The 22,139-nt window shown below is 54.9% G+C and carries 13 protein-coding genes; 1 reads left to right on the top strand and 12 read right to left on the bottom strand.

Annotated features, from left to right (window positions below; translation table 11 throughout):
• Positions 1 to 7: 7 nt before the first annotated feature.
• Genes JSS75_01010 through JSS75_01000 form a run of 3 tightly spaced genes read right to left on the bottom strand, consistent with a single transcriptional unit; the run spans position 8 to position 4,870 of the window.
• Positions 8 to 610, bottom strand: a complete 603-nt coding sequence (locus JSS75_01010; GenBank protein MBS1902267.1) for a riboflavin synthase — start codon at positions 608 to 610, stop codon at positions 8 to 10.
• A gap of 55 nt (positions 611 to 665) precedes the next feature.
• Complete coding sequence (locus JSS75_01005; protein ID MBS1902266.1) at positions 666 to 1,652, bottom strand: Gfo/Idh/MocA family oxidoreductase; 987 nt, start codon at positions 1,650 to 1,652, stop codon at positions 666 to 668.
• Positions 1,649 to 4,870 (bottom strand): hypothetical protein, encoded by a 3,222-nt coding sequence (locus JSS75_01000; protein MBS1902265.1) that lies wholly within the window; start codon positions 4,868 to 4,870, stop codon positions 1,649 to 1,651. The genes JSS75_01005 and JSS75_01000 overlap by 4 nt, the downstream gene beginning before the upstream one ends.
• 273 nt (positions 4,871 to 5,143) lie before the next feature.
• Here JSS75_01000 and JSS75_00995 point away from each other — a divergent pair, with 273 nt between their 5' ends.
• On the top strand, positions 5,144 to 5,548 hold the full coding sequence (locus JSS75_00995; GenBank protein MBS1902264.1) for an endonuclease domain-containing protein: 405 nt from the start codon (positions 5,144 to 5,146) through the stop codon (positions 5,546 to 5,548).
• A gap of 175 nt (positions 5,549 to 5,723) precedes the next feature.
• Here the strand turns inward: JSS75_00995 and JSS75_00990 are convergent, their stop codons facing one another.
• From JSS75_00990 to JSS75_00950, 9 genes are all read right to left on the bottom strand, one after another.
• Positions 5,724 to 6,884 (bottom strand): pyridoxal phosphate-dependent aminotransferase, encoded by a 1,161-nt coding sequence (locus JSS75_00990; GenBank protein ID MBS1902263.1) that lies wholly within the window; start codon positions 6,882 to 6,884, stop codon positions 5,724 to 5,726.
• A 143-nt stretch (positions 6,885 to 7,027) separates the two neighbouring features.
• Complete coding sequence (locus tag JSS75_00985; protein MBS1902262.1) at positions 7,028 to 8,383, bottom strand: TldD/PmbA family protein; 1,356 nt, start codon at positions 8,381 to 8,383, stop codon at positions 7,028 to 7,030.
• A 50-nt stretch (positions 8,384 to 8,433) separates the two neighbouring features.
• Complete coding sequence (locus JSS75_00980) at positions 8,434 to 10,068, bottom strand: TldD/PmbA family protein (protein MBS1902261.1); 1,635 nt, start codon at positions 10,066 to 10,068, stop codon at positions 8,434 to 8,436.
• A 343-nt stretch (positions 10,069 to 10,411) separates the two neighbouring features.
• Positions 10,412 to 13,165: a choice-of-anchor D domain-containing protein gene (locus JSS75_00975; protein ID MBS1902260.1), complete on the bottom strand. Its 2,754-nt coding sequence runs from the start codon at positions 13,163 to 13,165 to the stop codon at positions 10,412 to 10,414.
• Positions 13,166 to 13,327: 162 nt separating this feature from the next.
• Positions 13,328 to 14,752 carry a GWxTD domain-containing protein gene (locus JSS75_00970; GenBank protein MBS1902259.1) on the bottom strand — a complete coding sequence of 475 codons (1,425 nt, stop codon included), beginning with the start codon at positions 14,750 to 14,752 and terminating at the stop codon, positions 13,328 to 13,330.
• The gene (locus tag JSS75_00965) at positions 14,722 to 15,102 is read right to left on the bottom strand and encodes a hypothetical protein (protein ID MBS1902258.1); all 381 of its coding nucleotides are present in this window, start codon (positions 15,100 to 15,102) and stop codon (positions 14,722 to 14,724) included. Before JSS75_00965 ends, JSS75_00970 begins: the two co-directional genes overlap by 31 nt.
• A 583-nt stretch (positions 15,103 to 15,685) precedes the next feature.
• Positions 15,686 to 19,705 (bottom strand): hypothetical protein, encoded by a 4,020-nt coding sequence (locus JSS75_00960; GenBank protein ID MBS1902257.1) that lies wholly within the window; start codon positions 19,703 to 19,705, stop codon positions 15,686 to 15,688.
• A gap of 149 nt (positions 19,706 to 19,854) precedes the next feature.
• Positions 19,855 to 21,006: a hypothetical protein gene (locus JSS75_00955; GenBank protein ID MBS1902256.1), complete on the bottom strand. Its 1,152-nt coding sequence runs from the start codon at positions 21,004 to 21,006 to the stop codon at positions 19,855 to 19,857.
• Between the two features lie 43 nt (positions 21,007 to 21,049).
• Positions 21,050 to 21,820, bottom strand: a complete 771-nt coding sequence (locus JSS75_00950; protein ID MBS1902255.1) for a hypothetical protein — start codon at positions 21,818 to 21,820, stop codon at positions 21,050 to 21,052.
• Between the last annotated feature and the right edge of the window lie 319 nt (positions 21,821 to 22,139).

Raw genomic sequence — 22,139 nt, 5'->3', positions numbered from 1 at the left:
CGCTGCGTTATCGGGCTTCAGCCTGAGCCTCGAGCAAGCGTTCTACCATCTTCACAATGCTGTCGGGTTCGATATTGACCCGGTCGCCAACTCGAAGCGAGCCGAAGGTCGTCAGTTCGAACGTATGGGGGATAATCGCGGTCTTGATCCGGTCTCCTTCGACCTCCGCGACCGTCAGGCTGACCCCGTCGATGGCGATCGAGCCGCGCGGGATCACATATCTCATGAGAGCCTGCGGAAGCCGGAAGTAGAATTCCCAACTGCCGTCGATCGGTATGATCTGCTCCAGAGTTGCGACCGCATCGACATGCCCCTGAACCAGATGCCCGCCGAGCCGCGTCGAAAGTGTCGCTGCCCGCTCGAGATTCACCCTATCCCCAACTTTCAAAGAGCCAAGTGTCGTTTTCCCAATGGTTTCGGCGACACAAATGACCTCAAAAGACAACGAAGCCCGATTCACCACAGTCTGACACACGCCGTTAACTGCAATAGAATCATCAACTTTCAAGTCGCCCAGCACCTTCTCTGCACTAAATTCTATACGCAAAGATGTGCCAGATTGCATTACAGCAATCACTGTGCCGAGTTCCTCGATGATACCGGTAAACAATCCCTAAAAGTAGATTTTTGAGGATTTTGTTAAGAATTCGAACACTACTCAACCGTCAGCGTTTGGCGTTCTCTCGGATCGAACGAAGTATCCGATCTGCAACTTCCAACGCCGCTGCTCCGTCCTCGCCCGAAACGATCGGCCGAGCAGCAGTCGTTGCGACACGACAAAACTCCTGCAACTCCACGAGCAACGGATTGACATCTTTCACATCCGGCCGCTCGTAGACAATGTTGAGTTTCTTTTCTGCGCGATCGATCTCGCCGAGGTTGAACAGTAGCGATGAACTCCCTGTAGCTATCTCAGGACTCACGAGCCGGAAGACTTCTGCCTGTTTCGAAGCGAAATCGACCGACACATAAGCGTCTTGCTCAAAGATACGAAGCTTCCGCATCGGATTTTGCGAGATGCGACTTGCCGTCACATTCGCGACCGCACCTCCCTCGAACTTAATGCGTGCATTTGCGATATCGATCTCGTCGGATACGACGCTGATTCCGCTGGCATCGACGGATGTCACCGGCGCGCCGACGAGCGAGAGAATCACGTCGATGTCGTGGATCATCAGATCGAGGACAACGGCAACGTCAGTCCCGCGGGGTTTGAATTGCGCCAACCGGTGCGACTCGAAGAATCGCGGCTGCTTGATAAAGGGTTCGACGGCTAAGAGTGCGGGGTTGAACCGCTCGATATGACCGACTTGAATACGAAGATCGTTCTTCTTCGCAAGCGCGATCAGTTCGTTGGCTTCTTCGATCGTCGTCGTGATCGGTTTTTCAATCAGCACATGCTTGCCCATCGACAACGCCTGCATTGCAACGGCATGGTGGGTGCTCGTCGGCGTCACGATCGAGACGCCGTCGGTTTCGCGAAGCAGCGCCTCGATCGACTCGAACGCAGTCACGCCAAGCTCGTCTGCGAGTTCTCTTGCTGCAGCCGTATTCATATCGAATACACCGACGAACTCCGCGCCATGCACTTGCTTCCATAAGCGTGCATGGACTTTACCAAGATGCCCAACCCCGATGACGCCTGTTTTCATATTCTGAACATTGAGCCGATACCGATCACATAACGGAATGCAACATTATCCTTCCCGTCGATCGGATGGTTCTGGTACAGCGGGAAATAAAAATTGATCGTTGGGATGGCACCGTATTCTTCGGCAACACCCTGCAATTGCCACGGCAGCCAGGAAAGTACATTCCACTTCACCCCAACGCCTGCATCCGTCATGAGCTGCTTTGCAATGTCACCAAAGCTCTCGGCGGTCGAGAGATTACCATGTGCAAAGTCGCCCGCCCAGCCGGCATCGCAGAAGAGTGAACACTCGAACGACGCCGGCAACCACCCGAGCGACGCAAGCGGATTCGGCAACGAGAGATCGGCGCTGAAACCGAGCAGATCGCTTCCGTGTGTCGTGATCTGACGCGTCGGGTCGCCGCGCTGATCCGCATAGCCACGCACACCTGCACCGCCCTCGACAAAGAAGTGACCTTGTTCGCTGAAATGCCGACTGATGCTCGCGACCGTACGGAACAGATCGCTACGCAACGACTGCGAATACGTCGCGCCGCTGAGTTGATAGTAATACTGATCCTCGAGCGTACCGGCCGTGCGAGCCGCAACGGCGCGCAGCTTCAGATCCACATCCGGCAATAGTGTGTAGGTATGCGAGAGGCCGAGCTCGAACTGCGCGTAGCCGTTCATCTCCGTCGTGTAATGTTGGCCGAGGCTATCGTAGAATTTCTCTCGCACAAACAGACTGCCGATCCGGCCTGCTGCATACGCCAACGTCTTGCGATCGCTCGAGGAATAATGATAGTTCAACCCGATCGAACGCGAGTTCACCGGATCCCAATCGAGCGGATAGATCGGATAGGAAATATTGTCGTCGGCGAATGCGCCACGCTGTTCGAAGTCGAGATCGAAGCTAATGACATGCGTCGGGCCGAGATATAAGTAGTCCGGCCGGACGGTATGCGTGAGCGATACATTTACTCCGGTGACATCGTTGATCTTGCGCAAGTCAACCGCAAACGTCGTCAGATTGCCTAACCACTTGACGCTTCTGTCGTATTTCAGTTCGCCATCGATATAGTCGCTCCACACCGTTTTCACCGGCACGAGGCCTCTGCCGGAATCGGCATTTCGCGCTGGTGTCGGCTTCACGATCAACTTCAGATCGCCGGAGCTCAGCCGTGCCGTCCCGAAGCGCAGGCCAACGCCAAGATTCAGTTTGGCAAGCTCGTCGTATCCGACGATCGGGCGAAATACGCCGTACGATGAGCCAAGCGGCGGGTAATTATTGAGTTGTTCCAAGAACGACCACTCGACATTCGGCCACATGGAACTGGAATTGTTGCGACGGTCGAGATCCATGAGTCGCATCGACGTATCGATCTCGTACCAGGACACCTTCTTCGGCGTGATCGCGCTCCCCTCATACCGAGGCGACACCCAATCCCAGCTCGGGAAGAAAATACGCCCTGCTTCGGGCTTCTTATAGGCGAGACTCTGATTGACCGCTAACGGGATTGTCGCGATCCCGGTCGTACCATCCGAGTAATGCAACGTGAGATCGATCGGGGCAACACCGATCGACTTGTTGTGTAGTGTTACGGTCGTCTCGTAGGATCCATTGCCCTGCTCTTTCGATGAAACGCCACAAGCAGCATAGTCCATCGTTCGCGTGGCACCGAACCATTCATCGAAATAATAATCGAGATCGGCGCCGGAGACATCCTGCATTGTCCGTTTAAAGTCGTTGAGCGTCGGATGCTTGAAATGCCAGCGACGGAAATACTCTTTCATCCCAGCCCAAAAGACGGAGTCGCCAAGAATGTACTCGAGCTGTGCAAGGCCCGCCAGCGTTTTGAAGTATACTTGCCCTGCGTTTACATTCTCTCTGAACCAGTCATGCGGAATAGTCAGCGGCTCTTCATATCCAGCCGTCGCAAGATCGAGGTACGATGAGTAGTACCTGCGACGGCTATCGTCGCGTGGGATGAGCATGCGTGTAAGCCACGGACGTTTGTCGATGCCATCATCGCCAGTCCGTCCGTGATATGCTTCCATGCCGGTCATCTCGATAAATTCGGTGAATCCTTCGTCAAGAAAGGCGTAGCGCGTTTCGTTATTCCCGAGCATGCCGTAAAACCACTGGTGGCCACCCTCGTGCATGATGAGTCCGGCGTTCGGACTTCCGTCCATCACCAACTGCGGATATTCCATCCCTCCGTCGCCGCCGTGCGTGTTCGAGAAGTTACGATATTGGTACCACCCGACCTTCTTGGAATGATGCTCGAGCATAAAGAAGGTATTCTTCATCGCTTCGGCCCACTGTTTGTCCTCGGATTGTTTGTAGAAGCAGTGCACAGTGACCGTGTCGCTCCAGGTATCCCATTCGTGGATATACTCATGCGCAACCCATGCGAAGTCGTGTACATTGGAGGCCTTGAAGTGCCACGTCAGCATCGGCGAATGCTGAGCTTTCGCGACGGAATCGGGATAGACTTTTCCCTTCTTCACGCCGTTTGCGATCTCGTCGTATCCCCAGCCGACCTCTTGCGGGTTCTGACATTGTCCCGTCGAACCGACGCAGAATTTCGAGGGGACGGTCATCGTCACATCGAAGTCGCCCCACACACCATAGAACTCGCGAGAAACGTACTCCTGATGATGCCAGCCTTCGCGGTCGTACTCGCAGACCTTCGGGTACCATTGACACATTGAATATTTGATGCCATCGGCATTCATCCAGCCACTGCGACGCGTTTGCAGTGGGATCTGCTCGAAGAACGGCATCGAGATCTCGACCTCTTCTTTTGGAGCAAGCGGCCGATCGAGATATACTTTGAGTATTGTGCCGGTCACTTCAAACCGTGCGTTTGTTTTTCGTGTGTCATCTGTGCCGAATGCGAGCTTGTGAACTCGCACCTCATCGATGATATACCCTCCCCAATCGCTCGGTTTGTAGTGATCGAACCGATTGACCAGTCCCATATCGTGAAGTGCTTTCGCACGCTCGTGCATCATCGAGCCGGGCCGAAAGGCATTCGCATATAAATGGAAATAGACTTCGTGCAGCGTGTCCGGCGAGTTATTCGTATAGACGACCGATAGCTTGCCATCGAACGAGTGAATGGAATCGATCAACGTGCCGCTGATGGTGTAGGAGACATGCTGCTGCCAATAGTTGGCAGGTTGTGCAACGAGTTTGATCGGAAGAACGAGAAAGAACAGAAGAAGATATTTCATCCGGCAATGCTTGGGTTACAAGAAGTTGGGATTGTAACGATAATAACCCCTCCCTAAATCCCTCCCCGCAAGCCTGCGGGGAGGGACTTTCATGTTCGCTTGCCCGCACCCTGCGGGGAGGGACTTTCATGTTCGCTTGCCCGCACCCTGCGGGGAGGGACTTTCGTGTTCGCTTGTCCGCACCTTGCGAGCAGCGATTCTCTTGGCCCCTCCCCGCAGGCTTGCGGGGAGGGGTTGGGGGAGGGGTGATGGGGCTGTGCGTATATTTGGTTTATGGGTACCTATACACATTCCCTGCTGTCAACAGCCAGATCATTTCGCAAGAACCCAACCCACACTGAGAAACTCATGTGGCATGCCCTGCGTCGCCACGGCCAACGCGGGTTGAAGTTTCGTCGGCAACACCCCATCATTGGATTCATTGTTGACTTTTACTGCGCGGAGCATCGGCTAATCGTCGAGATCGACGGCGACGTACATGAACGAAGCGACGTAGAACGCCGCGATGCTACTCGCCAACGTGCGCTGGAACAAGCCGGATTCCGGTTGATCCGATTCACGACAAATCAGGTATCTATGAATATCGATGGAGTGATCTCTTCGATCTTAGTCGCGTGTGGGTTGGAGGAATTGCCGCAGACGCACTTGGAGTCGCCGACCTATATAACCCCTCCCTAAATCCCTCCCCGCAAGCCTGCGGGGAGGGACTTTGAATAAAGATCGCTCACCTACATGCCTGCGGGGAGGGACTTTGAATAAAGATCACTCCCCTACAAGCCTGAGGGAGGGGTAGATACAAAAAGCCCCTCCCCGCAGGCTTGCGGGGAGGGGTTGGGGAGGGGTGACTTCCCTCTTACACAAACAGCTTCTTGATCCGCGTCATCGCCTTCTCGATGTTCTCGATCGAGTTGGCATAGCTGAAGCGGATGTAACCTTCACCATACTTGCCGAACGATGTGCCCGAAAGGCAGGCTACATTTCCTTCATAGAGGATCTTGTCGGCAATGGCGCGCGAGTCGAGGCCCGTGCCGGTGATGTTCGGGAAGACATAGAATGCACCCAACGGTTTGTGGCACTTGAAGCCCGGAATGTCGTTGAGCGCATCGACGATGAAATCGCGACGACGCTTGAACTCGGCGACCACACCGTCAACCCACTCCTGCGGACCGGTCAACGCCTCCATGCCAGCACGCTGGATGAAGCTCGTCGCACAGCTCGGGACGTTCGTCTGAAGCTTAGAGCATACCGCGGCAAAGTCGGCGGGCATGATGCCGTAGCCAAGGCGCCAGCCGGTCATCGCATAGGTCTTGGAAAATCCGTCGAGGATGATCGTGCGCTCGCGCATGCCAGGTATTGCTGCGATCGTATGATTGACGAATCCGTCATACACCACACGTCCATAGATCTCATCCGAAAGCACCATGATGTCGTGCTTGACGGCAATCTCTGCGATCCCCTTGAGATCGTCCTGCGTGAGGACACCGCCGGTCGGGTTTTGCGGCGAATTGATAATAATCATGCGCGTCTTCGGCGTCACGAGCTTGCGCAGATCTTCGATGTCGAACCGAAATCCCTTCTCTTCCTTGAGCACAAGCGGCACAGCAATACCACCCGCAAGCTCGATACAGCTTTCGTAGATCGGGAAACCCGGGTTCGGGTAGATCACTTCATCGCCCGGATCGACGGCAGCCATGATCGCATAGAACATCACTGGCTTTGCACCGGGGCAGACCACCACTTCGCTCGGGTCGAAGTCAAGTCCGCGGCGCTTCCCTTCCACATCGGCAATCACCTTGCGGAATTCCGGAAGTCCGGGAGCCGGACCGTAATGCGTGAACCCCTGATCGAGCGCGAGTTTTGCGGCGGCGACAATGTTCGGTGCCGTGTCGAAATCGGGCTCGCCGATCTCGAGATGGACGATGTCTTTTCCCTGTGCTTCGAGTTCGCGAGCACGCTGCAGAACCACAAATGAAGTTTCCGTCCCGAGGCGTCCGATCCGTTGTGCGATGTGCATGATCCAGAATTGAGAATTGAGAATGCAGAATTGAGAAAGCATCAAACAATCTGCGAACGCATTGGCATTCCACAGATTTTGCTGAAAAACAAGAGGGGCAAGGTTTCCCGCGCCCCCGTTCTCAATGCTCCATGCGTAAATCGCTATACAGCGTCCGACACCGACGAGAAGTTGAACCCGCTCACGACCATCATCGGGATCATCATCTGGATATCGTCGTCGCCATCGCGAGGCGCCGTCACCACTTGGCGCGACATATCCTCGACATTTTTCAAGACGTTGAGCGGCGACTCGTTCCATCGGAAGTTCATCACGGCGTATTTGATCTCGCCGTTCTTCACCCAATATACCCCGTCGCGCGTAAGCCCGGTCTTGAGCAGTGTTTGGGTATCGACGTCCCGAATGTACCAAAAGCTCGTGATGAGCAAGCCTTCGGACACGTTGGCAAGAAAATCTTCCGGCAACTGATTGCCTCCTTCGAGTATGATATTCGCGGGTCCCGGAACCGCCGGTTTGCCGGTTTTCTGTGCCCAATAGCGTCCGCGTGTGAAGTTCTCGATCTTCCCGTCTTTCACCCAGTCGATGTGCTCGGTGGGCATACCCTCTCCGGTATACACGCCCGCCGGAGCAAGTGGATGATTCGGGTCGGAATAGATATGCACCTTCGGCGAGAAGAGCTGCTCACCGAGCGCTGTTGCCCCGTTGGGACGCGAATAAGGGCTGCGCCCTTCTTCGGCATCTCGAGCGTCGAGCGACCACATGAACTGCTGGACCATGTCGGCTGCCGCACTCGGTTCGAGAATCGTACGGTACACACCCGGATCGAGCTCGGACGGACTTTTCCATGCAGCGCATTTCTCGGCTGCGCGCATGATGCATCGTTCGGCATCGAGCCGGGCGATCGCATGCGAGGCTCGCTTGTTCCAGCCGCTGGACGTGCCGTCGTCGTTGCGCATCGTTGTCGAGAACGTCGAGCGCGTCTTTTCGTCTTCGACGAACAATCCCTTCGAATTTGCAAATGCCGTTCTACTGACGATCGTCTCGAGGAATCCGGCAGCGATAAACTTTCGCGCTCGAGCCTCGCTGATCGCGCGGTTCGCGATCCGAGCACGTTCGCCTGCGGTATAGGACGGATCGGAGCTCGACTCATCGAACTGCGCCGAACGCAAGTACTCTTGCTTCGCATCGAGCGGCGGCATCAGCTCTTCGTTCTCGGGCGAGAGGCCACTGATCTCATGCGCCCGTGCAACCGCCCTCGAGAGGCCATCGTCGCTCAGATCGTTCGTCGTGACCGATCCTGCCCGCTTGCCGTTGGCGCACTTGATGTGCACGGTCGTGTTGACGCTCGAACCGCTCGTCGTGACGGTATTGGCCGCATAGCGAAGATTCGAACTGCGCGCACTGTCGATGCTCACCTCGCACCACTCCGACTTCGAATACTTCAGCGTCTTTTTCGCGAGTGTCTCTAATTCGTCCGATGAAAGAATATCGTTTGCCATACATTCAATCTGTTGTCATTCAGAAGACGTTCTCTGTGGATAGCGGCCGATCACTCTTCGTAATCGATCATGCCCGAACGGGCTTTGGCCGATTGCGACTTGGTGTTGATTACTGCGATCCGCGAGAACCGCGCCGGCGCACAGCCATGGCTGACCGGGTTCGACTGCATCGGCTCGCCTTTGCCGTCGTTCATCGCGCCGCCAAGCATATACTCGCTTTGGTCACAGACGCTATCGCATCGCTTCCAGAAGTCGCGGGTGTTTGCCTGATACGCTACGTCGCGCAACATATCGCCGAGCTTTCCCCCTTTAATCTCGTATGCGACCTGCCCGGTAAACTGAAAGTTATATCGCTGGTGATCGATCGAATAGCTGGAATTTCCTTTGATCAGGATGCCGCTGTCGGTATCGGCGATGAGATCGTTCAGCGAGCGTTTCGTCTTGCCCGGTTTCAGACTGACATTCGGCATCCGCTGGAACGGCACGCTCCACCAACCTTGCGCATAGCTCTGTCCACGCGAACGCGCCTCCCCGATCATCTTCGCTTGTTCGCGCGTCGTTTGCAATCCGACGAGCTCCCCTTCACGAATCAGATCGTATGACTGCGACGGCACGCCGTCGTCATCAAAGCCGACGGTTGCGAGCGCGCCATCCTGCGTCCGATCGGCGACGATGTTGACGTTATCGCTGCCATAGGTAAGACTATTCAGGTCGTCTTTTTTCACGAAGCTCGTACCGGCAAAGTTCGCCTCGTAACCCATGATGCGATCGAGCTCCGTCGGATGCCCGATACTTTCGTGGATTGTCAGCCACAAGTGCGTCGGGTGCAGGATCAGATCGTACTTCCCGGGTTCGACGCTCCTGGCCGAAAGCTTCTGCGTCGCTTCGGCAACGGCTTGTGCAATCTCCTCTTTATAGGGATACGCTTCGACGTATTCATACCCTCTGCCTTGCGGAAGCACGAAGAGCGCACGGCTGGCGAATTCACCTTTGGCTCGATCGGCAATCGTGATGTGCGTCGACGGATCGACACGCGTCACTTCCTGCCAAATCTTCGATCCATCGGTCGATGCGAAATACTTCTCCTCGCGCACCGACGAGAGATGCGAATTGATAAAGAGCTTTTTGCCGCCGACATCCACGCCCTTCGCAAGCGCATGCATACTGAGCAGGAATTCAGCGCGTTCTTTGAACGAAACGTCGAACGGGTTCTTCTTGATCGGCGTCTTCCACTCGGCCGTCACCGCATCGACCGGTGCCAGATCGAGCGGGATCGACTGCAGCTTGGAGTTTGCTTCGGCCATTTGCACCGCTTCGTCCACCGCGCGTTTCCCGTTCGTCTCGTTGACCATTTGGGTTGCGCTGAAGCCCCAGGTGCCGGATTTGATTACGCGTACGCCAAGCCCGAACGAATCCGAATCGCTCACGCCGGTGACGACCGAATCGCGGACGCCGACCGATTGCGATGCATAGCGTGAGATGCGCACATCCGCGTAGGTCGCTCCCTGGCTCTTGGCATATGCGAGCAACGTGTCGGCAAGCGCTTGCTGGTCGGCCGATGGTTTTGTGAGCGCTCCGCCGTCAGGTCGCAGCAACGACGCCGCACTGGCAAGACGGGCATCGAGGCCGGTAAGTGCGAGCGCACCGCCTGCCAGCGCGCCCTTCAAGAATACTCGACGATGCATAGTGATGAAGAAAAATTGACATTACTACAACGCGCGAGGTGCCAATGAGTTCGCACAGGATGCGTCGGGAAGTAGCTCAGTGTTGACCATAGGAGTTTGGCATCGTATGGTCATTCTGAGCATTCTTCTGCGACCACAGGAGCAGAAGCGAAGAATCTCGTTGGCGTGACTTCACTGCGTTTCATCAAGGGATTCTTCGCTTCGCTCAGAATGACTCCTTCGTAGAGCGTACTAACGATGTCCTTGCTAAACTTGAAGTCATTGTTAGGAGGGCAAAAAAAACAACAAAGCGACGCTTCTTTCGAGGCGCCGCTTCGCTGTGTTTTGTGTCGTGATGTAGGGATCAGCGAGTGATCACAATCTCCACCGTACCGACCAACATCCCACTCGATGTGATCCGTACGAAAGAGACACCCGAGATGGCCGGGAGCGTGAGCGGTATTTGCTGCACGCCTTCGTCAAGCGAACCGACCGATTGCGATGCCACCAACCGAGCAGCGGCATCGTAGAACGAAATCTTCACATCCGATAGTGGTGCGACGAGGCCCATCGAGAGCGTTGCGGCAGTCGTTGCCGGATTTGGCACCACGCGGACGAACCCGACTTGCGGCGCTACCACACGCACCGAACCGGATTGCGTGGTATCTACTTTGCCTTTGCCGATCCCATGCAGAAGCACTTGCGGCGACGAGCCTTCGGCCGATGAGATCGTGAGCGTACCATCGGCAATACCGGCTGACACCGGAGCGAATTGCACGAGCACTGTAGTCGAGCCACCGGCGGCGATCGTGAATGCCGTCTTCGGCGAATCCACGGCGAACTCTGTCGAGCCGGTGAGTGTCAGCGCATTGATCGTCGCCGGTGCAGTACCCGTATTCGTGATCGAGAAGCTCTTCACGAGAGTAGTCGCACTGTCGACGGTGCCGAAATCGAGCGAGCTCACGCCGATCGTCAGCTTCGAGTTGACGCCACGTCCGGTGAGCTGGATCTGACGAATGCTCGAGCTGCCTTCGTCGGTCGTGATCGAGAGCGTTCCGGAGAAGGACTGCTCTTTGAATGCATTGAACCGCAGCTTGATCGTCGCGCTGTCATGCGGATTGATCTGGCGAACGGCGGCCGTGTCGCTAAAGAGTTGGAATCCGTTGCTCGGATCGGTAAGGCCGTACTGCAGGATTTTGACCGGAGCAGTACCGAGATTGCGCAATTTGATGAGCGTATCCTTCGATGTATTGAGCTTCTGATCGCCGAAGGAAATGCCCGACGGAATGTCGAAGTTCGAGATCGTCCCGTTCCCGCTGACATAGACGGTGTCGACGGGATTATTCACATCGTCGCCATGGACGATGATCGTGCCGACGACCTTCCCGGCCGCCGTGGGCGCGAACTTCAGTGTTACCTGGCCGGCACCCTTCGGGGCAACTGTCGAAGGCTTACCGACAACGGTGAATTGCGACGGGGTGACATCGATCGAATTCACCACGAGGTCATAGGTGCCGTTGTTCTTGATTTGCAAAGAAAAATTCTGTGCATTGGCTCCGACGCGAACATCACCGAACTTGATCGTGTCGGTCTGAAGCGGCGCCATTTTCGGCAATCCACCTTCCCCGATGACGGTCGCCTTGAACGAAGGTGCCGTAATATCGTCGCTGTTGATGGTGATGATCGCCGAGTCCGTGCGTTCGCTCGTCGGCGAATATTGCATCTGGAACACTGTTGAATTATTCGGCGTGATCACCGCAGCAGTCGATCCGGTGAAAGAGAATTTGCTCCCTTGCGCCTGATTGCTGATCGTGATCGAGGAAATATTCAGATCCGCATCACCACCGTTGCTGATTTGGATCGAACCGTTCCGCGTGCCGCCCACACGGCCGGTCCCCAGATCGGTCATCGACAAGATCGTAACGATCGGTGCCGTACCGGTGCCACCAAGGGTGATCGTCGGAACACTTACGCCGTTCGATGCCGTGAGCGACAGTGTCGCCGTCAACTGCTGCTTCGTAAGCGGTGCGAATTGAATACCGACCGATGTATTTCCACCCGGAGGAATTGTCAGCGTCGGTTGAGAAGTAATCGAAAACGCCCCTGCATTCGAACCGGTAATCGACGGTGCCGTCAAGAACAGCGTGTCGTCCCCGGTATTTGCGATCGAGTAAGTCAATGACTTGGTCGCGCCAACTCGGACCGAGCCAAAATTCACTGTGTTCGCGCCGTTAAAGATGGCCTGAACTCCCGTACCCGTAACCGTGACCGTCTGTCTGGTCGGGCTCGCAAGATTGTTATTATTCGCGTCCGATGCGACAACAAGCGTATCGGTGAACGATCCGCGCGAAGTAGGTGCGAACGTGATCGTCTGTGTCTCGCTGGATCCGGCACTCAGGTTCGCGGATCCGGTAACGGAGTTCGTAATCGGGTTGGCGGTCTTCATCGACTGCGACGAGATAGCGACGGTTGCATTGCCTGTGGAAGAAATGCGCATCGTATCGGTATACGAACCGCCGACGCGGCGCGAGCCGAACGCGATCGAGTTGCGCGAGAGTACCAGCGTCCGTTGAGGCGCCGTGACGTTGATCACGAACTTCGATGCAAAATTCCACTGGTCGGTGCAGTTGCCGCCGCCGTTGCCGCCATCGTTATTGACTGCGTTGCCTGCTGCGAAGATAGTATCGGTACCTGCGGTCGACGGTGCGGTGTACGTAAAGCTCCAGGTAGCAGGCAAGGTCTTCGGTGAGGTATGCGTGAGCTGCGTTCCGCTCAACTGCAAACCATCGGCACCGGCAGCAAGTGTACCGCTTTGAACAGCGATATCGCAGCCGCCTTTGACTTCATTCCCGTTCGATACCGATATCGTGAATGAATACGTCTGGCCTGCCTCGAACGAGGTTGCATTCGTTGAGATGGTGACGGTGGTATTGCTGTTCGAGTTGGCGCAGTGGCAGGTGCACCCTTGTCCGTCGCCGGACTTATTTGTCTGCCCGGTCATACCGCCGGAGTGTGATGTGGCATATTGTGCAGCGATCACTAAGACCGTTACGAACATTGAGAGGATCGCGATTCGGCGTCCTTGTGCAGCGAGGAAGTGCTGAGTGGTAGTGTTCACGACCGAGTTCTTTTGTTTGTGGAATGAGCAGGGCAAAAATCCGCCCTTTGCGTGTTATGACACGCAGTAGTTGCGTCGTGTGACACTCTGGGAGAAAAATATATTGAGTCCCTTTAGGAAAAAGGGGACGTCCGGCAAAAAGAAACTTGGTAACAGACTATATTATAACGGCTTAACCTCGATCAGCTTAAACGAATCACCTCCCTGACCGACGAAACGAAATACTTTCTTCACATTATTCGAGTACGTCCAGGTTTCGGTCGGTTGTTCCCCGACGAGGAACGAGCGTTGAATGGATGTGGGGGGACCATATAATATATAGACTTTCCCGCGATCGGTCATAGCGCCGTCAAGCTGTCTTGGGCTACGGGCAAAATTGAAATATGCATAATCGGCACGGCGATAGAATTCCGCCATCTTCTCATTATACGCAGTAGACGGGGTTGGATCTTGCGTCTTCCAATACCCATACAATTTCTGTAGTTCTTCGGCATTCGAACCCGATGACATCGCCGAATACTCTTCGTCAGTCAGAATATAACTCATCGGAGGAATCGCATCTTTCGCATTTTGTAACGAAAGCGGCATATCGTGCCACTCGAGCTGGATCGCACGATTAACACGTCGAGTCTGGAAGCCGCGATAAATTTCTATCACCAGAGAATAATCTCCCGGCTCGAGCATGCGTCCGTCGATATTCATTGGCACGAGCACATGCTGTACTGCGGTATCACTCGTTGCAACCGAACGATACCGAATGAGACTATCGGTCGATAACACCTCCTCACGACGGTGCATGATAAAGGACTCGGGCAAGACCGCAAGATGGCGAACGAGGTGCCGCTCGAACTTCGGGGTCTGGAGTTGATCGGATTCCTGATACAATGTGAATACGACACTATCAAGATGATCCGTCAATGCAAGTGCGATCGGGAGTACTCCTCGCAGGTCGCGTCCGAATTCTGTGGTGTTGCCATAGTTTCGAGCACACTCGTTGCAGTCAGCGACCGCAGCGTCGAAGACGATCGGGTCGCCGATACCGATATCGCTCGTATCGGCGGCAGTCAACGAACGGACACCCGAGAATGCTCGCAGTGTCAGTGATTGGCTTGCAGGACGGTCCGCTAAGCGCGAGAGGAAACCATCGCGCACTTCGGTGCGAACATCTACCGCAAGAGGCGTGGTAATCGACGAGAGCGGCAGCGCGACAACCTTCGATTCCCATCGTTGCTTCGATGTCGTTTCGGAAAATTCTTTTGCGAAGATAGTGTCACGTACCGATCGCGTTACGACAACTTTCGAAGTCGCGGCGTCACGAACTTCGACCGAAAGATCGCGCACGGCAAAATAGGATCCGCGTGAAGAGAGGGTGTGGTCGGTCTTCAGAAATGAGAACAGGGCATGTGCGGTGTTGATGAGGACGTAGAGCGTATCTGCCGCCGGCGATTGAAGCGTCGTGACATAGCTCTGGTCACCATAATCGAAATACGACCGCGTGTCGGCAGAAAAACGCTGCGCATGCACAGTCACAGTGCAACAGAGCAACAGCAGAACGGTCAATTGTTTTGTGCGCCTTCGATCACCCATTGTTTGATCCCTTGACGATGATTGTCATTGATTCGCAGCGGTCCCGGATGCCCGACGCGGGCATAGACGACCTTCACCAACCCGCAATTCGTATCGCCAGGCTGATTGACGACATTCGTCGAACCGCGAAGCGAGATCCATGATGTCAGATCCACATTTGCATTTTCAGGTCGTGCCATATCATGGCATCCTGCCGCATTGCACGCGATCGCAAGCAGTGGCGCGACGTGTGCTTTGTAACTGACATTCGTCGCCGGAAAGACGATCTGATCGGCAGATGTTATATCGGTTGACGAACACCCGCTGCATAGTAATAACACGCCCAGGCTGAGTTTGTATCGGATCCGCATATCATACACTAAGCGCCGATGCATAAAAAAAACTCCCCACGTTCCGGAGAACGCGGGGAGCCATTAGTTTGCCTTATCAACATCCCGTTGTTCTCGGGGACGGGACCCCGTGTGAGCAGTGAATAAGAGAAATCTATACGATCGTTGTGCTCGAACAGGTCAGGGTACGTAATGAAGCATTTGAATTTCCCGTAGTGTTCGGCATAAAAATTAACGCAATGTTATGCAGCACAGTTGCATTATTTCGGGATGAATTTTTAGAAAAAGCTCACTCGACGTGATAATTTCCGCCAGCGGTGACGATGAATTCTTCGGTCATGATTGCGCAAAATCTTCACCAAAATTTGCCTTAAGTATAGTAATCCATATAGATAAAATACACGCGTTCTCCAGTGATATTCAGCTTGGTGTGTAGGATGTAACGATGATTTTACGTATATCCCCATTCAAAAAAATAACTCCCCACGTTCCGGAGAACGCGGGGAGCCATTAGTTTGCCTTATCAACATCCCGTTGTTTTCGGGGACGGGACCCCGTGTGAGCAGGGAGAAAAACTAATATATCAGCTATACTATCTAAACCATTAAAACTCAATCGCCGAGATACTAACCCCAACTATCTCTGCTGTACCTCCGCCAATTTGTGCCACACTCACATCAATCCAGTATGTGGTACCGACGGTCATGCTTACCACGGCATTACATGTCATCGGAATCGTCTCATGATGCTGAGCACTATTCGCACCGCTGGGATCAGAAGGAGATCCTTGAGCCAGATTGCCAGCAGTCGTTCCGGTCAGTGCCGCACCATTGCTCGGGGCGGAACCGGTTCCATATCGTATCTGCATTTGGCCTCCGTTACCACCAGCGTTATTATTCTCCGACGCGGAAATTATAATGAGCACTTTACCGCTCTTTGTCGGCGTAAAGGACGCAGATGAACCAAGGCCCATCATGACCCCTGTCCCACTGCTTGTACCTGTTGGATCCGACGGTGTGACTTGCAAGGAAGTACCTGTCGACGATACATTACCAAGCGAACTCGACATCACGACCCACCGCGAATCGGTAGCACTATACAACAGATTTGCCGTACCTCCGGAAGGGATTGTAACATCTGCACCAGTACCCGTGATAATCTTGTTTGCGGCAGTCGCCCCGGATGCTGACGACTGATTCGCCAACGTCATTGATTGACTGCTCGCATTATAGATCGTGATCCGCTTGCCGTTTTGCGGCCCCGCAATACTCGTCAACGTAAATGCAGCCGACGCAGATGCAATTCGCACCATGCCGAAGAGATTGCCCGAACCATCGAAGTTAACATTATTATTCGAACCCGAAATACTTGTGGAATAATTATATTCCCGCGTAGCGAAATCTTTTACGATATCGACAGATGTATTCGGGCTACTCGTTCCGATCCCGAGTCGGCTATTCGAATTGTCCCAGAAGAAACTTGCATTGTTCTGCGAGTACACACCGCTCGCACCGGCAAAGATCACACTGCCCTGCGTGAACTGTGTGTTCGTGCCCGTTCCACCATTGGTTACGCCAAGCGTGCCCGTGACTTCCGAGGCAAGATTCAGATTGCCGGTCGTGAACCCGCTGCCGTTACCGCGAAGCGGACCGTTGAGCGTTGTCGTGACGGCAAGCGTACCGTTCGATGTAATTGGAGAGTTTGTCACCGTGAAGCCGGACGGCATGGACAATCCCACGCTCGTGACATATGCAAGTGACGGAATATCCGATGCAACCAACGACCGGAAGGTCGGGGCCGCGGCGACACCGGTCGTCGGGCCGGCGAATACCATGTTTGCCGACTGTGTGGCAAGCGTTGCGCTGAGCGTACCGCTCGTGGTCACCGGAGAACCGCTGACTGTGAATAACGACGGAAGAGACAATCCCACACTCGTTACATAGTTGAGCGACGGGATATCCGATGCAACCAGCGACCGGAACGTCGGGGCTGCGGCGACACCGGTCGTCGGGCCGGCGAATACCATGTTGGCAGACTGTGTGGCAAGCGTAGCACTGAGCGTACCGCTCGTGGTCACCGGAGAACCGCTGACTGTGAATAACGACGGAAGAGAAAGACCCACGCTCGTGACAGTACCGCTTCCGCCCGGAGAAGTAGCGCCGATCAGCGAACGCCAACCACCATTTGAGTAGATAAACTCTAACGCCTGACCGTTCGGGATGGTATATCCATTGAGCGTTGCAGCAAAACCACCTGTGGTATTATTATATACTGTCAAGTACTGACCGGCATTCGTCGGCGTCGGTCCTGTCAAAGCAATTGCACCAGTAGCAGTGCCTGTCAACCGCACCTGACCGATATTAGCACCGATCGTGGCAGCATTGGAAGCGACCGCGAGCGACGTCTCACGATTGGTTAGAGCACCGTTGATATCGAGTGATGTCCCGGGGCTACTCGTTCCGATCCCGAGTCGGCTATTCGAATTGTCCCAGAAGAAACTTGCATTGTTCTGCGAGTACACACCGCTCGCACCGGCAAAGATTACACTGCCCTGCGTGAACTGCGTGTTCGTGCCCGTCCCACCGTTGGTTACGCCAAGCGTGCCCGTAACTTCCGAGGCAAGATTCAGATTGCCGGTCGTGAACCCGCTGCCGTTACCGCGAAGCGGACCGTTGAGCGTTGTCGTGACGGCAAGCGTACCGTTCGATGTAATTGGAGAGTTTGTCACCGTGAAGCCGGACGGCATGGACAATCCCACGCTCGTGACATATGCAAGTGATGGGATATCCGATGCAACCAACGACCGGAAGGTCGGGGCCGCAGCAACACCGGTCGTCGGGCCGGCGAATACCATGTTGGCAGACTGTGTGGCAAGCGTTGCCGTCAAGGTGCCGCTCGTGGTGACCGGCGAATTAGAGACTGAGAAGATCGATGGCATGGAAAGTCCGACGCTCGTCACCGTTCCATTCGTCGCAGGGGCCTGCCAGGTCGGTACACCACCCACCAAGGTCAGTACGTTGGTGTTGGCGCCGGGGGAAAGCGTCGACCACGTTCCTGCTGACGATGTATAGAGCAGGCTGCCAGTTGCGGTCGCAGAAGTGTTCAACCCTGTACCGCCATTCGCGACAGGCAGGATTCCAGATACTTCCGAAGTAAGGCTCGTGTTACCTGTGGTAAATCCGGTACCATTTCCACGCAGCGGTCCGTTGAGCGACGTAGTGACGGCAAGCGTCCCGTTTGTCGTAATTGGTGAATTTGCCACGCTGAACCCTGTTGGCATCGTCAGACCGATACTCGTGACAGTTCCACCGGTTGGGGCGGTCGTACCCGTGACCGATCTCCATGCGCCGTTGGTGTAGACGAACTCGATCGCTTGTCCGTTCGGAATTGTATATCCGGCAAGCGTCGCTGCATTGCCGCCCGTCGTGTTATTGTACACGACTAACCGCTGACCCGTCGGTGGCGTCGTCGGTCCGGTCAAGGCAACAGTCCCTGTTGCAGCACCTGTCAATTGGATCTGACTTGAGTTCGATGGGATCGTGGCGGCGTTCGAGGCGACCGCGAGCGACGTCTCACGGTTGGTCAATGCACCGTTGATATCGAGTGATGTCCCGGGGCTACTCGTTCCGATCCCAAGCCGGCTATTCGAATTGTCCCAGAAGAAACTTGCATTGTTCTGCGAGTACACGCCGCTCGCACCGGCGAAGATCACGCTGCCCTGCGTGAACTGTGTGTTCGTGCCCGTTCCACCATTGGTTACGCCAAGCGTGCCCGTGACTTCCGAGGCAAGATTCAGATTGCCGGTCGTAAACCCGCTACCGTTACCGCGAAGCGGACCGTTGAGCGTTGTCGTGACGGCAAGCGTACCGTTCGATGTAATCGGAGAGTTCGATACCGTGAAGCCGGACGGCATGGACAATCCCACGCTCGTGACATATGCAAGTGACGGAATATCCGATGCAACCAACGACCGGAAGGTCGGAGCCGCGGCAACACCGGTCGTCGGGCCGGCGAATACCATGTTAGCCGACTGCGTGGCAAGCGTTGCGCTGAGCGTACCGCTCGTGGTCACCGGGGAACCGCTGACTGTGAATAACGACGGAAGAGAAAGACCGACACTTGTGACGTATGCGAGTGACGGAATGTCACCGGCTACGAGGGCACGGAACGATGGCACTCCCGTCGAAGCATTCGGCGAAGCGAATACGAGATTCTGAGCTTGTGTTTTCCACGAACCGGTGAGCGTCCCTGAAGAACTCACAGGCGAGTTCGTTACGGTAAACTCGTTCGTTGGAAGCGAGAGTCCGACACTGGTGACTGTTCCGCTGGAGGCGGGTGGGGCCCAGGTGGGCACTCCGCCAACGAGAGTCAGTACCTGTGTGTTCGAACCGGGGGTCAGCCATGAGAGCTGCCCGGCGCCATCGGAGGCGTAGAGCAACGATCCGGCGCTGGCCCCACTTCCGGGAAAGCGCAGTGTCCAATTTGACGAGAACCCAGTGCTCGGCCCGCCAAGTGTGAGCGCATGGCTCAGCGAGTCTTGCAAGCGCAAGCGATAGAGCGACTGCTGTGCACGGAGCGATGGGATTGCTCCGAGCGCAATCATCAGCACCGACAGATATCGCATTACTCTCCGCATAGACAGCATCGTATTCTTTCCCGAATGGTAGTTGATTCGATCGGTTCAGTACGGAAGGCGCCGGGTGAAGATCCCAAGGCAGGAGCTACTGCCCGGCGCCATCTGTAAATCCATACAACCGATAACTATCAGATTGCTTAGTTCTGGAAGCTAACAAGAGCAAAGCTTGTTGCGGTGCTCACATAACCCGAGATCACAAAGTCGAACGTGTTGTTCGCCGTATCGATATTCGATACGGTTGCCGTGATCGGGTATCCGCCTGTCTCCATGACCGTAATCGTAACAATGGAGTTCGCGTTCAACGTGAAGCCAGCCGGCGGGGTCTGACCGGTATAGCTCACCGAGGTCTGACTGAGGGCAATACGCTTCTTATTGATGAAGTTCGAGTTGTTCTGCGAGATCGTGATCGAGCCGTTTCCGTTCGTGATCGAGATCCCCGAGCCTGCGGTGAGCTTCGCTGCAACAGCCGCGCCGCCGTGCGAACCGATCATGATTTGGCCGGAATCAAGCGTGGTCGATACGATACCGTCACCAGCAGCATTCGCTGTCAGTACACCATACGGTGTGAGGGACGTTACGCCCGTACCGCCACGGTTAACCGGCAACGTACCGGTCGTGATCTTGGCTGCATCCAGATTCGGGATGTCCGAAGCAACGAGGTTGCGGAATGACGGTGCGCCCGTCGAACCATCCGCCGGAGCAGCGAAGACCGTGTTTCCGCCCTGGTTGGCGAGTGTAGCCGTCAACGTACCTGTTGTGGTCACCGGCGAGTTGCTGACGGTGAAGATCGACGGCAACGAAAGGCCGACCGAGGTCACTGCAGTGGACCACGATGCATTCGTACCATCGGTCGTCAAGAACTTTCCGCCGTTGCTCGTCTGCGTCGGCAACAGATTATTGAGCGCGCCATTGGCCGTGCTCGCACCCGTACCGCCGTTGGCGATGCTGAGGATGCTTGTTCCGACATCCGACGGGCTGGCGAGATCCAGTGTCGTGACGTTGACATCACCAGCGTTTGTACCCCAGTTCGACACCTTCAGGATACCATTACCCGTGGGCTGTACGAAGTTGAGCTGCATATTTCCGGTGTAGGTTTGCTTCGCCGCAAACGTCAAGCCGAACGAAGGCGACGTTCCGCCACCTTGTTGGAGCTTCACACCGCCGGCAAACGGTGCTGCATTCTGTGCATTCGCGGTAAACGTGAACCCGCCTACAAGCGCGAGTACCAGTGCAATAGAGAGTGCTTTCATTGTCTGAGTTGTATGGATTGTGATTAGTTGAGTATTCATTATCAATGATTGTATACCCGTGGAATTCAAAATTCTTCGTTGATTAATTGATCACGCAATAATTCAGCTGCCCGGTGGTCGTCGGATAGAAACCGGTGAACTGAATTGTAAAACTTGCACCGGGTGTGATGCCCGTGACGCTCACACCGTCGGTCTGGCCGCTCGGGTCGACGATCGATACGATCACGACAGAGCTGGAGATGATCCCCGGATATGGGATCGTCATCGTCAGCGCGTTTTGCGGGATGGTGACTGATCCGGAATATTTCCCAGGACCGCTGCCGACAAGCTGATTCGATTGTACAACACCACCATTGACGGTAAGAGAAGATCCCGGCGATACGTTGATATTCGTCCCTGGCGGCAGCGTGCCGCTGACAATCTGTGCCGGATTGACGGATGTCGAGGGAGGAAGGGTCGGTGTATAGTACGGTAAGCCATTTTGGCCAATGGCTAATATGGTACCAGCCTGTCCTGGGGGAAGTTGAGTAGCAACTCCCTGCGCATTACCATACCAGATTGCGCCCGGTGCGAGCGGGGGCAGTGAACTATTCGACCAGATTCCGTTGCCAGCCTGGTCAAATACCAGCGTATTGAACGTAGGATCCTGCGGAGCAGACGTTGGGAAATGCAACGAATAGCTTTGCAACAATCCAGTTGGTGCATCGATGGTAACGGAGCGGAACGGCACACTTCGGTTATCGAGCGCGAGTGCGCCGGCACCGAACGTCCTGACGTTTCCTTGTCCCCTTACCTTCGAAAAAGGCAACAGAATCCCGATGAGCAGCAAAAGCCGCAAAAATAGATTTCGCATTGAATCCGTCTCTGATCCTACAGATCAGTATCTGTTGTGAAGTAGCCTCCAGAACTCTCCGTGGTTGTGAGCTAAGGATTGCCACTCGCGCAATGACGCGCGGTTATTGATAATAGTTGTATCCCGTAAAAAACAAAAACTGGTCAGAGAATGCAATAGTATTGCAGCCCTCTGGCTGAGAAGATGAATATCTAAATGTGATATCGCTTACTAAGAGCTGTATCCCGTGGCAGCTCAGAAACTTCTCGCCGCAAATATACGTGTCATTGACACCTGGTTCCAAATCTTTGTCTCAAGATCGGTAGATTATGCAAGAAAC

The sequence above is a fragment of the Bacteroidota bacterium genome (genome assembly GCA_018266755.1).
Lineage (GTDB): Bacteria > Bacteroidota > Ignavibacteria > Palsa-1295 > Palsa-1295 > JAFDZW01.
Note: the sequence above shows the minus strand (reverse complement) of the source record. Positions and strands in the feature narration are given on the sequence as shown.